The following is a 12100-nucleotide window of genomic DNA, read 5'->3' on the forward strand; positions in this document are numbered from 1 at the left end:
CCTCTACTGGTGTATTCTATGACAAAAGCAAATAAAAAGATTAAAGTTTAAGATGCAAACTACAATGATTTTAATTACATTTATTATGTTCATTTCTTGCAAAAGCCAATATTTGCCAATAATTGGAGATGAATACATTTATGAAAATAATAATAGAAAAGTATCTATTCAAATATTAGATAAAAATAATCTTATTATAAAAAGTATATTTAACTGTACCAATATTGATGATCAATTCAAAAATATAATCTTTAAAAAGAAATATCGTATTTCTAAGAACAAAATAATAATTTTAAATCCTGAAAAGGAGGAATTTAAATTACCTTATTTTAACGATAGTGATTGTAATTTTTTAAGCGAAAAATACAGAACAAATATAAGACACCTGTATGATGGAAGAAACTTTTACCCTGATAAATCTTTGTATAGTATCCCTAATATTGATACTTTAACTATAATGCAAAATAATAGCCTGTTTTATTACAAAAAAGTCACGAATGGAAGTGTTGGATTTATATTTAAAAAAAGTAGCAACACAAAGTTTGTGATTGTAAGTCAATATAAACGATAAAGCTACTTGTTTCACTTTATATAATAAATTACGAACATTGGGGTTTAGGTCTATTCTCTTGATAGTAAAATATAGACTGAGGTACTACAAAGATTTGAAGCAAGGGATGATCCCCCGCTACCGCACGAATCATTTCGTGTGGTACTCCATCCAGCTGCTAGCTTCGCAAAGTCTATGATTTTGAGCTAAACAAACAATCTAGGAAAAACCATTCCTGGATTGTTTGTTTGCAATATTCCCTACTATTTACATGATAAGAAACTAATTTTATCAAGTTATAAAAATCCCCTAGCTTACGCGAGCGTCCCGCTCGTGTCCGAATAAAATTGGTTTACAAATTATAAAAGATCCAAGAAAGTAGAGTTCTTAGGTCTTTTATTATATTATCGTTTAAATTTGCAAGTGAGAGTTGGTAACGAGCGTGATAGCGAGGAGAAAAGGAACTTTTGGATAAGATTGTGGTTTTTAGAATGTTTGATTGATAATATTTTAACCACACGAAAGGATTCGTGCGGTAGCAGGGGCAAGTCCTGGTGATATTGGTTTTTCAGTTTTTCAAATGAATGCATATGGAGAGAAAGATGGAGCAAAATATACTAACGTTTTTGAGGGTGCTACAGGTTATTCTACAGAATTTTCCGGCTCTGTTTTTTATGGAGGTTCTCATAGTTTTAGCGCAAATGATGATAATATAAGGCGTGCTGATTATGGAACTCAGGCTACAAGTTTTAATTTAGGAACTGGTTATGATGCAGGAGTTTCAAGAACAAATACAACTGATATAACTCAGAAAGTTAATAACGCTCCATCAGCAATTGGAAGTTGGCTTCGTAAAAATGTTAAACATTCCCCCTCAATTTAATTAAAGATGAAACAAAGAATAAGTTTAATTATATGTTTAGTAATTGTGTTGATCTTCTTCATTTTTACAAACCGTATAGATCATCAAAGTAATGCAAAGAGACTTGCAGAGGAAGAATGTATTTTAGTTGTAGAAACACCTCCTTCATCATATACTTCTGAGATGTTTAGAGCTAAAGGCTATAATCCTTTAACTAACAAATCTTGTGAGTGTAATCACCATAACAGGTGGTGGAGTTCATATAAAGATCAAATACAAGCTGGTGATACTATTGTGAAGAGGAAAGGTGAACTAATATTCAGTATCCATAAAAAAGATAGTATTATTAATCATAGATATAGATTATAATAAACAAAAAATAAAAGCGGAGATTTTTCCGCTTTTATTTTTTTGGTATAATATCAAAATCAAGTCGATAAGAAATTATTTTAATTGAATCATTTTCTTTTTGCAGTCTAAAATATTCTTTTGTTTGAGTGGAATTTCTTGTAACAAGATATGAAAGTTCATATTTGGAGATGGGATTAGATCCCTTAATTATGTGTGTCCAGCTATCTGTAAGTTCATAATCTTTTACTTTTCCAAAATCATTATCTGTTTTATCTAAAATTTGTTCAAATCTTTCTTTTCCTACTTCCTTAAAAAAACGATTACTAAATAATTTAAAAAGCTCTTTTTTATTATCTTCTTTTACTAAAAAATAAAATTTATTAATAATTTTTTGGGCGTCTTGTCTATCCTCTTCTCTATTTTCATAGATTTTATCGTAACTACATCCTATAAAAAGAAAAGGAATCAGTATTAAAATATACTTTTTCATAATGCAGCAATATTTTTAATTTTAAGAGCTTGAATAAATCCATCTACTACAGAAAGCAGATGTTTTTTAATTTCAGGATCGAGCTTTTCGATGTCGTTGAAACGGTTGAGCATTGCAGGATCTTTAAAGATGTTTACATCCTCTGTCTCTTCCAGAAGATAACCAACTGTAGTTCCTAAAATCTTAGCAATATTTTTAGCCACTTCAATAGAAGGAATCATCTCATCACGCTCATACTTCCCAATTACAGAATAAGAAGTATTTAAAATCCCTGCCAAATCCTTTTGGGGAAGGCTTTTGGCTTCTCTGCATTCTCTTAATTTTTTACCGAAAGTATCCATTGCTTATATCTTTTAAGGTATTAAACCACTGTATTTTATTAATAACAAGCAAATATAAATACTTTATAAGGTAAATAAAAATCTAATAATTTTTGCAAAATAGATTTTATAGTATGTCTTTGTACTCAATAAGGTATATAAAACTTTTTTTCAAAAATTTTTAATCACTGGAAATCTCCACCATCAAACACCATTTACGTTTATCCTCAGTCCTTCGTCATTACAACCTTGAACCCCTCGCTGCCGCACGAATCCTTTCGTGTGGCATTTTGTTTATATATTACTAAAAGAATTAAAAATAAAACACAAATAACATCTTCTTATATGTTTCTTAAAATCCTAAATTTGTAATGCAACAAATAACAACAACTTACACAATCACTAAAAATAATTCATATGAGAAAATTAAAATTACAGATGCAAATGACCATTGATGGCTTTGTGGCTGGTCCTAATGGCGAGCAGGATTGGGTATGGCTAAGCCCACCGGATCCCATTGGCTTTCAAAAAATCGTTGAACTGGCTGAGACCAGTGATACACTTTTAATGGGACGAAAAATGGCGCGGGAGTTTATTGATCACTGGGAAAATGTAGCAGATAATCTACCGGATAATCCAACGAATGCTTTAGCAAAACTGATCGTTGATATGCGTAAGATTGCTTTTAGCAAAACGGAAACAGATATTACTGGCAGGAACTTAGAAGTAGAAAACGGAGATTTGGTTTCTAGGGTAGAAGCTCTAAAAAAAGAATCCGGTAAAGATATTTTGGTGTATGGAGGTGCTGATTTTGTAAGTTCTTTGATCGATAAGGATCTTATTGATGAATACTATATCATCGTTAATCCGGTTGCCATTGGAAAAGGACTTCCTGTTTTTAATGGGAGAAAAGTTTTAAAATTAGAAAGTTCCCTTGCCCTTAATAGTGGGAAAGTACTTAATAAATACCTTCCGGTTAAGGAAAATCAATAACAGTTGAATAAAAACTGGAAATTGGAACATAGAAAACAAGCCTTCATTACGAAGGCTTTTATTTTATCTTGAGATTTTTGAAACTGCTCTTTTCGCTTTCCTATGTGCTTTTCCCACTTTAAATTTAAACCATCTTTCTTTAAACAAATTCCGCATGGCATTATCGAAATGCCTGATCATCACAAGATTTTTAAAACCCCGCCACTTCTCGAGCAAGCTGGACGGCAGGGCTCTTATCGAAACAGAATACCCTTCTGTTTCATATTGGATATAATGCCACCATCCGGAAGGAATATAAAGCGTTTCGCCGGGATGAATGATCGCTTCGTAACCATTTACGTATTTCAGAGCAGGAAATTCATTATAGTCGGGTTCTTTGATATTGGCTAAACTATGAAAATTATAAGGTAATTTGTACATCAGACTCGATTGTTCCCATGGAAACAGCCATATTTTTTTGATGCCTTGAAATTGAGTAATGAAAACGTGGGACATATCAATGTCGATGTGATTTCTGGTGATGGATCCTTTACCTCCAAAGAACATAAACGGAAGCCATTTTAAAATTTTGCCATTGGTGACATCGTTGTAATGAATGTCACTTTTCATTTCCGGTTTTATCGTTAGGAGATTAAAAAGGAAGAGTCTCTGTTCGGTAGGTTGGGTACTGATCAGATTCAGGTATTCAGAAAAAGGGGTTTGTGAAATAGGTTTACTGGCCACTCTGTCTAAAGATTCCAAATCACTGCCATAAATATTGACCAGATGATTCCCTGCAATCTCTTTAAAATAATCATAATTCCATTTTTTAAAAGCCGGACTTTCCGGATCTACAAAATCTTCCAGGATAACAGGCACGCAAGGTTTCATATATAAATTCAGGAAGTTTCTGGAGGGTATTTTTCTAACTTTTTGTACCGTTGTTAATTTCATTTTTAGAATTTAAAGGACAAATATAAAATTATTATCCTACTAAATTAGTAGACTATTTGTTAAAATGAATGTTTTACCTCAATTTTTTAGAATAAGAATCATAAAATAGGATAGTTTACCGCCTTTTTACTAAATTAGCGCATCTAAAAAATTACTAAAAATGATCTCTGAAAAATATCTTCAAAATTTACAGAACGAACTTAAAAATATTGAAAACGACGGGCTTTACAAGAGAGAAAGAATCATTACTTCTCAGCAAAGTGCGGAAATAGAAGCTAATGGTAAAAAGCTGTTAAACTTCTGTGCGAATAATTATTTGGGATTATCCAACAATCCGGAAGTGATGAAAGCTTCTCAGGATATGATAGGATCTCATGGATATGGGATGTCGTCTGTTCGTTTTATCTGTGGAACTCAAGATATTCATAAGCAATTGGAAGAAAAGATTGCTCAGTTTTTAGGATTAGAGGACACGATCTTGTATGCAGCTTGTTTTGATGCGAACGGTGGTGTTTTCGAACCGTTATTTACAGAAGAAGATGCTATTATTTCAGATGAACTGAATCACGCTTCTATTATCGATGGGGTTCGTCTTTGTAAGGCAGCGAGATACCGTTATAAAAACAATAATATGCAGGATCTGGAAGCTCAGTTGATTGCAGCTTCTGAAAAAAATCACCGATTTACCATTATCGTTACCGATGGGGTTTTCTCAATGGATGGTATCGTTGCTGACCTGAAAGGTGTTTGTGATCTTGCCGATAAATATGGAGCTTTAGTAATGGTGGATGATTCTCACGCAACCGGTTTCATTGGGAAAACAGGCCGTGGAACACACGAAGCCAATGAAGTAATGGGTAGAGTAGACATTATTACTTCTACTTTAGGAAAAGCATTAGGTGGAGCATTGGGTGGATTTACTTCCGGTAAAAAAGAGATCATTGATATGTTGAGACAGCGTTCCCGTCCATATTTATTTTCAAACTCATTAGCTCCTGGAATCGTAGGTGCAGCATTGAAAGTGTTAGATATGATCTCCGACGATACTTCACTTCGTGATCAGGTAATGGAAAATGCAGAATATTTCAGAAAAGAAATGAAAGCTAAAGGTTTTGATATTCCTGATGGTGATGCAGCAATTGTTCCGGTTATGTTATACGATGCGCCTTTGGCTCAGAAGATGGCAGAGAAACTAATGGATGAAGGAATTTATGTAATCGGATTCTTCTATCCTGTAGTTCCGAAAGGAAAAGCTAGAATAAGAGTTCAGCTTTCTGCAGCTCATACAAGAGCACATTTGGATAAAGCAATCGCTGCTTTTGAAAAAGTGGGGAAAGAGCTGAGTGTGATTTCTTAAAACAAAAAAATACAGGCTTATGAAAAATATACTTTTGATTATCGGTTTTATCTGTTTTCAAAGTTTTTCTGCTCAGAATATTATGGATTTTGATCTTAAAAATGTTGAGCTTCAGGGAATGCAGCCTGTAAAAATAAATAAAGAAATGAAATCTATCGGGATTACCCAGGTACCATTTGTAACAGATAATCCCGGTATCATTTCAAAAATTGCCAATCAGGATATTGCCCCAAAAATTAAAAAGCTGTACGCGTTTCCTTACTACAGTCCAACAGATGAACTGAATGATGGTGGCGTTTATGTGTATCAGTTCGGTTCAAAGAAAGACTTGGATGAGTATCTTACCAAAAACTTTGAACAACCCAATTACAGGGTTTTGGTTAAAGATCTTTTTTATATCCGAATCTGGAGTGATTATGGGTATAATATTAAAGGAAAAGAAACCAGCGATGACCATTTGAATAAAATGGAAAAGTATTATACCAAGTTGGGCGCAAAAAGAATCATGTTAAAACCGGATCCAGATAGTACAGATACTGTGGTAACGAAGTAGATATAAAAACTAGAGTGCACTGATGAAAAAGGTGATTAGTTCCTAAAAAAAATAGAAAAGTTTAAAATGCTTTACACAATAATCAAGGCGCTGCACATTATTTTTATGGTCAGTTATTTTGCGGGAATTTTTTATCTCGTAAGACTATTTGTTTACTATAAAGATACCGATGAATTTGCTGAAGAGAAGAAGAAGATCTTAAGAGAACAGTATACATTCATGGCGAGAAGGCTGTGGAATATTATTACGGTTCCTGCAGGAGTTATTATGACCGTTTGTGGATTAGTCATGATCTGTCTTAATACAGGGTTAATGAAAACGCCTTGGTTTCATTTAAAACTCACTTTCCTGATAGGTCTTGCGATTTACCATTACTGGTGTTGGAAAAAGGTACTTCAATTAAAAGCCCTGAATGGAAATACTTTGGAAACGGCGAATATAAAACTGAGACAGGCAAATGAGATTGCTACCTTCATTTTATTTCTGGTGGTCTTCACGGTTATTTTAAAATCTTCAGTGATCGAATACTGGTGGCAATTAATTACCGGATTTTTCGTTCTTGTATTTTTAATCATGATGACCGTAAAACTGGTCAATAAAAACAAAAAGAAAAAATCTTAATCCCCCAACAATAGATTAAAATATAATTGATAAGGTAATTTTTGCTCTGCAACCTATTACCTAAACCCTAAATAAAACTATGATTGCAATTTTTAAAAAAGAACTTTGGAGTTACTTCGGGAACTGGAGTGCGTGGATCATCATCGCAGCTTTCAGTCTGATAGCGACTCTTTTTTTGTTTTTTTTCGATAACGATTCTAATATCTTTGAGATCGGAATGGCCTCTTTACAGAGCTATTTTGTTTTAGTCCCTTGGTTATTGATGTTCATTATTCCTGCACTTTCCATGAAAACATTTGCAGAAGAACAACAGACCGGAACTTTAAACTGGTTGTTCTCACAGCCTTTAAAAGTCTCAGATTTGGTATTGGGAAAGTTTCTTTCCGTTTGGGTAGTTGGGATCTTATGCCTGATTCCTTCACTGATCTATCTGTATACCGTGTATGTTTTAGGAGTTCCTGAAGGAAACATTGACCTGGGAATGACTTTCGGAAGTTATATTGGGTTGATCATGCTTATTGCCGCTTTTTCGGGAGTTGGAATTTTAGCTTCATCGCTTTCTCAGAATCAGATCATGGCTTACTTGTTGGGTGTTTTCATGTGCTTTATCATGTATTTCGGAATCGAACAGTTAGCGAGTTATAAATTATTAGGCGGAGCCGATTTTATCTTACAGAATATAGGTTTTTATCAGCATTTTCTTGGATTTACAAGAGGGCTGATTGACTTTAAAGATGTAGCCTATTTTGTTTTCATCATTGGTGTTTCGTTAGTATTGTCCAATCATTTTATCAATAAAAAGAAGTAGAATTATGAAGAAGATATCATTCAAGTCTCCATTAGGAATTTTACTGTTTGTGATCCTGCCATTGGTTATTATTTTGGCCATTTCAGGAATCAGATTGGATTTAACGAAAGAAAAAAGATACACCCTTTCTGATAATACGATTAAAGTATTGGAATCGGTTAAAAAGCCTTTAACCGTTGAGGTTTATTTAGAAGGTGATTTCCCGGCAAGTTTCAAGCAGCTGCAGAGTGAAACAAAGTTTATGCTGGAAGAATTCAGAAAGATCAATCCAAAAATAGATTTTAAATTTATCGATCCCATTAAAACCAAAATGTCTCAGGATACGTTAATGGCTATGGGAATGCAGCCTTCCGTTCTTCCGGATGTAAAAGATGGTAAAGTTTCACAGATCGTATTGTTTCCGTATGCGGTGCTTAAATACAACAAAGGCGGAGTTTCTATCCCGTTGGTGGTACAGCAGGCGAACATCAATGCGGATGAGCAGCTGACGAAATCTATTGAGAATTTAGAATACAATCTTGTTTCCAATATCAAAAATATTGCGACCGATAAGAGAAAGAAAATAGGGGTTTTGGTGAATCAGGATGAATTAAGTCCCGGTGAATTCCAGGGTTTCATGCATTTGGCATTAGAAAATTATGATGCCGGACCGGTTATTCCTAAAAATCAGGTTGAGCTAAGTGCGGCGGATATTCCTTTGTTAAAGCAGATGAGCGCCTTAGTCATTGCAAAACCTAGAAAAGCATTTACAGATGGTGAAAAAGTGATCCTGGATCAATACATCATGAATGGTGGAAAAACATTATGGATGATCGATGCGGTGAATGCAGAAATGGATACGCTGACAAGATCTAAAAAAGTAATGCCTTTCCCTGTTGATATTAATATGACGGATTTCTTCTTTAATTACGGAATCAGGATCAATCCTGCTTTGGTAAAAGATGTAAAGAAATTTGCTTTGTTGAGGTTAGTAACAGGAGAGGTTAGTGGTAATCCACAATATACAAGCCTTCCATGGCCGTATTTCCCATTAGGAATTGCTGAAAAGAACGATCCGATTACTAAAAATATCAATCCGGTGAAATTTGAATTTCCGACATCTATTGATACTTTAGGAAGAAAAAATATTAAAACCAAAGTTCTTTTTGAATCGAGTGAAAGAACTTTATTGAAACAGGTTCCCAACTATGTTGATCTGAAAGAGATTTCAAGTGTCGACAGTCTGGGACAAATGGAAAAACCAAGTACTCCGAAAATCTTTGCCGTAGCATTGGAAGGGAAATTTACTTCTGCATATGCATCAAGGATTGAAAGAAAATCGTATCCAGGTTTTAAAGGTGAGAGCCCTAACAATAAAATGATCGTTATTGCGGACGGTGATGTAGGGAGAAATAAAGTGATCAAAGGAGAGCCTTTGCCGCTAGGAGTGGATCTGATGACGAATGAGCAATTCGGAAACGAACAGTTTTTAAGAAATGCTTTAGATTACCTTTTGGACGACAGTAACCTGATGGAATTGAGAAACCGAAACATCGAAGAAAGATTATTAGACAGACAGCGAATCACCGAAGAAAAAACCAACTGGCAGTGGTTTAACTTACTGCTTCCACTAGTGATCATAGGATTACTGGGCGGATTGTTCTTCTGGTTGAGGAAAAGGAAATTTAGTTAGATGATATAAAAAAAGAGAAACTGTGGGGTTTCTCTTTTTTATTGTGATTAACTTTTGTCTACCTATTTTTATGACTCCAGGCTTTTCTCAACTCCATCTCGTATCGCCTCCCCAAGCACTTCAATATTGATATCCTTCAGTGCTTTGAACTTAATACAATACCCAGTTACACTCGCTTTTCCTATTTTTTTTCCATAGGTTTGAGGTAAATAGTTCTTATCATTAATTCCAAGAACATAAACAGAAATACCAGCTGTGTTGGCACTAATACCAATTTGATAAAAATCCCTGGTGCTTCCATCAGCATATTTCATGACATGAAACCCATATCCGATATTAGGATTGGAAACCGTTTCTCCCTTATCGTTTTTACCATCCAGAAACCATAATTGACAGTCCGGCATTACCTGCAGAATGTACTGATGCAACGTTTCCATATCGTGGCGTTTTTGCCCAGGTTGACTAATGATGTATTCTTGGATTTGTTCTTCTGTTGTCATATAGGGAGTTTATGAGAATAAGAAAATAAAAGATCTATTTAGATTTTAACTTCTGATTTTCCTCTTTTAAAGCTTCAATCTGCTCTTTTAAAACTTTAATATAATCCTGTAAATTTTCTATCACAGAATCTGGAATATTAAATTGTTGATTATAAAAATTACCGGAATTTGAGTTGTCGCTAAAAGTTGAGTTATCATTATGTACAATACCTGTTGGCCTTTCTTCTTTTATCTCTTCCACGGGTACATTTAAAGCTGCCGCCAACTTTTCCCATTCATCATCATATATTCTTATTTCTCCTCTTTCCTTACGAGAGTAATTGGAAGGATCGGTTGCGATGATACCTGCCAGTTTTTCCTGAGAGAATCCTCTCTGTTTTCTTAGATTTCGTAGCTTTTCCATAATGAGATTGTATCCGTGTTTTGTACAAATATAAAAAAAAAATGACTCAGTTTTTTTTACGTTTTACTTTTAATAGATGGAAGGAGGTGTTTTTTTAACGCAAAGAAAAATTGGATACATACATATAAAGGCAATAAAGACTTTAAATCAATGAAATTGATTTTTCAAAAGCTAACTTAATCGGCGACTTCGTCGCTACTCTTTGCAAACTTATAATAAAGCAGTTTGTAGCTAAAACTTTGCGTTTAAAAAATAACTACAAAAGCCACAAAAGTTTTTGAACACTTTAGTTTCTTAAAGTTCATTAGTGCTGTATAAGAAGTTCACATAAATTGAAAATCAAAGATTTTCGAGATAGAATCCTTTTTCATTATTGGAGCTCTTTACCAAAATAAATTTTAAATTTATAAGATATTAAAAATGAAAATTTATGAAGAAAACATTATTAACATTTTCTTTATTAATGGCTTCTTTTTTATTTTCACAAGATGTAAATCCTCCAACAGTTAATAAACCTTCGGCAAATAATAAAATATTAGTTGATCAGTTAATTGAGTCTACGGATTTTGAAAATTATTTCATGGCATATTGCAAAAGAAAAATAGAACAAGCAGCTAAAAATAAGAATTGGGATAATAGTAAAAAGCAAAAAATAATTAGCTCTGTCGATTTTAAGTTATACAAAGACACTATTTACAATGCATTTTCTTTTGATTCTGATGAGGATTTAAAAAGTATGGTTGATTTATTTAAAAAGATAAATAAAGATCGCAATTATTCAATGTCAAAATTATTTCCTTTTGATGCTTTAATGCAATATAATTTAGAAGGATATGTTGAAACAGTAATTGACGAAAAATATATAAAACAATAGCAAAACACCACCACAATAATGTGGTGTTTTTATTTTAGAAAATGTTGAATTCTATCACTTCAAGGGGTAGAAACTTCTCGATACGATTTTCTTCAAAAATCTACTCGAAGTGACGACAACGCTTAGAAATCTGTATACATCGTCAGTTCGAGTGAAATGATTGGGAATGGAAAATCATTTTGTATCGAGAACATGTTTCCGAGAACCTTATAAATTGGTGAAATTATTATTAAATAATTACCATCTTACATTTTAGTTGAGCTTCACCTTATAACTTAAGTAAAACAGCGACAAACTTATTAATAAAAATAAAGAACCACTGAAATATAAATAAATTTTAAAATCATTAAACCAATTTTCAAAATACAAAGGTTTAAAAGGGAATGAAGCATATTTTAGAAAGATGATCAGAAAGCTGAGAATGATAACCATTAAGGAGTTGAACCAGCTTATTTTTCGTTTTGAAGAGATCCAGATGCAAATCAAACAACCTATTACAAATCCATAAATTTGGTAATTTCTAATTGTATTGATGAGATCATTGAATTTTAGTATATCGATCTTATTTTTATCGAAAAACACTGCCAAATCCACGGAACTATTAGCCGAATTTAGAAAAAGCTGCGAAAGTTGCATATCCGTTAAATACGAAAATACTTGCGGTGAAAGAACAATGAAATTAAATGCAATAATCTGGATGATGATGTATTTAACTTCTATTTTACTGAAAAAATTCATGGCATTATATTAGTCAACAAAAATATAAAACAAAAAAGAGAAACCTTTAGGTCTCTCTCAAAATCATTAATACAT

Annotated in this window: 16 protein-coding genes; 10 read left to right on the plus strand and 6 right to left on the minus strand. The window is 33.3% G+C overall.

Going from position 1 to position 12100, the window contains the following annotated elements; all coding sequences use genetic code 11:
- Positions 1 to 52: 52 nt before the first annotated feature.
- The 3 genes from NG806_RS22440 to NG806_RS22450 all read left to right on the plus strand — a co-directional run bounded on the left by NG806_RS22440 (position 53) and on the right by NG806_RS22450 (position 1781).
- Complete coding sequence (locus NG806_RS22440) at positions 53 to 571, plus strand: hypothetical protein (protein WP_261511404.1); 519 nt, start codon at positions 53 to 55, stop codon at positions 569 to 571.
- A gap of 559 nt (positions 572 to 1130) precedes the next feature.
- Complete coding sequence (locus NG806_RS22445) at positions 1131 to 1433, plus strand: hypothetical protein (RefSeq protein WP_261511405.1); 303 nt, start codon at positions 1131 to 1133, stop codon at positions 1431 to 1433.
- 6 nt (positions 1434 to 1439) lie between these two features.
- A complete protein-coding gene (locus NG806_RS22450) occupies positions 1440 to 1781 on the plus strand; it encodes a 6TM ABC transporter family protein (RefSeq protein WP_261511406.1) in 342 nt (113 codons plus the stop codon).
- A gap of 34 nt (positions 1782 to 1815) precedes the next feature.
- Here NG806_RS22450 and NG806_RS22455 read toward each other — a convergent pair whose 3' ends face one another.
- Both NG806_RS22455 and NG806_RS22460 read right to left on the minus strand, forming a co-directional pair.
- Positions 1816 to 2253 carry a hypothetical protein gene (locus NG806_RS22455; protein WP_261511407.1) on the minus strand — a complete coding sequence of 146 codons (438 nt, stop codon included), beginning with the start codon at positions 2251 to 2253 and terminating at the stop codon, positions 1816 to 1818.
- Positions 2250 to 2594 carry a helix-turn-helix domain-containing protein gene (locus NG806_RS22460; RefSeq protein WP_261511408.1) on the minus strand — a complete coding sequence of 115 codons (345 nt, stop codon included), beginning with the start codon at positions 2592 to 2594 and terminating at the stop codon, positions 2250 to 2252. Before NG806_RS22460 ends, NG806_RS22455 begins: the two co-directional genes overlap by 4 nt.
- A gap of 396 nt (positions 2595 to 2990) precedes the next feature.
- On the opposite strand from NG806_RS22460, the gene NG806_RS22465 reads away from it, so the two are divergent.
- Positions 2991 to 3566 carry a dihydrofolate reductase family protein gene (locus tag NG806_RS22465; RefSeq protein WP_261511409.1) on the plus strand — a complete coding sequence of 192 codons (576 nt, stop codon included), beginning with the start codon at positions 2991 to 2993 and terminating at the stop codon, positions 3564 to 3566.
- 63 nt (positions 3567 to 3629) lie between these two features.
- On the opposite strand, the gene NG806_RS22470 is transcribed toward NG806_RS22465, so the two are convergent.
- Positions 3630 to 4499: a cupin-like domain-containing protein gene (locus NG806_RS22470; RefSeq protein WP_261511410.1), complete on the minus strand. Its 870-nt coding sequence runs from the start codon at positions 4497 to 4499 to the stop codon at positions 3630 to 3632.
- A 160-nt stretch (positions 4500 to 4659) separates the two neighbouring features.
- Between NG806_RS22470 and kbl the strand changes: the two genes are divergently transcribed.
- From kbl to gldG, 5 genes are all read left to right on the plus strand, one after another.
- Positions 4660 to 5856 carry a glycine C-acetyltransferase gene (gene kbl / locus NG806_RS22475; RefSeq protein WP_214826262.1) on the plus strand — a complete coding sequence of 399 codons (1197 nt, stop codon included), beginning with the start codon at positions 4660 to 4662 and terminating at the stop codon, positions 5854 to 5856.
- A gap of 19 nt (positions 5857 to 5875) precedes the next feature.
- Positions 5876 to 6409, plus strand: coding sequence for a hypothetical protein (locus NG806_RS22480; RefSeq protein ID WP_214826261.1), 534 nt, complete (start codon positions 5876 to 5878; stop codon positions 6407 to 6409).
- A 66-nt stretch (positions 6410 to 6475) separates the two neighbouring features.
- The gene (locus NG806_RS22485) at positions 6476 to 7030 is read left to right on the plus strand and encodes a CopD family protein (protein WP_214826260.1); all 555 of its coding nucleotides are present in this window, start codon (positions 6476 to 6478) and stop codon (positions 7028 to 7030) included.
- 79 nt (positions 7031 to 7109) lie between these two features.
- Positions 7110 to 7838, plus strand: coding sequence for an ABC transporter permease (locus tag NG806_RS22490; protein WP_214826259.1), 729 nt, complete (start codon positions 7110 to 7112; stop codon positions 7836 to 7838).
- 4 nt (positions 7839 to 7842) lie between these two features.
- Positions 7843 to 9510 (plus strand): gliding motility-associated ABC transporter substrate-binding protein GldG, encoded by a 1668-nt coding sequence (gene gldG / locus NG806_RS22495; protein WP_261511411.1) that lies wholly within the window; start codon positions 7843 to 7845, stop codon positions 9508 to 9510.
- A gap of 68 nt (positions 9511 to 9578) precedes the next feature.
- On the opposite strand, the gene NG806_RS22500 is transcribed toward gldG, so the two are convergent.
- Together NG806_RS22500 and NG806_RS22505 are read right to left on the minus strand one after the other, a co-directional pair.
- Positions 9579 to 10010, minus strand: a complete 432-nt coding sequence (locus NG806_RS22500; RefSeq protein ID WP_261511412.1) for a DUF1801 domain-containing protein — start codon at positions 10008 to 10010, stop codon at positions 9579 to 9581.
- A gap of 34 nt (positions 10011 to 10044) precedes the next feature.
- Positions 10045 to 10413 carry a helix-turn-helix domain-containing protein gene (locus NG806_RS22505; protein ID WP_261511413.1) on the minus strand — a complete coding sequence of 123 codons (369 nt, stop codon included), beginning with the start codon at positions 10411 to 10413 and terminating at the stop codon, positions 10045 to 10047.
- Positions 10414 to 10843: 430 nt separating this feature from the next.
- Between NG806_RS22505 and NG806_RS22510 the strand changes: the two genes are divergently transcribed.
- Positions 10844 to 11287 (plus strand): hypothetical protein, encoded by a 444-nt coding sequence (locus NG806_RS22510; RefSeq protein ID WP_214826253.1) that lies wholly within the window; start codon positions 10844 to 10846, stop codon positions 11285 to 11287.
- A gap of 252 nt (positions 11288 to 11539) precedes the next feature.
- Here the strand turns inward: NG806_RS22510 and NG806_RS22515 are convergent, their stop codons facing one another.
- Positions 11540 to 12025: a hypothetical protein gene (locus tag NG806_RS22515; protein ID WP_261511414.1), complete on the minus strand. Its 486-nt coding sequence runs from the start codon at positions 12023 to 12025 to the stop codon at positions 11540 to 11542.
- Between the last annotated feature and the right edge of the window lie 75 nt (positions 12026 to 12100).

The sequence above is a fragment of the Chryseobacterium paludis genome, assembly GCF_025403485.1.
In the GTDB taxonomy this organism is placed as follows: domain Bacteria; phylum Bacteroidota; class Bacteroidia; order Flavobacteriales; family Weeksellaceae; genus Chryseobacterium; species Chryseobacterium paludis.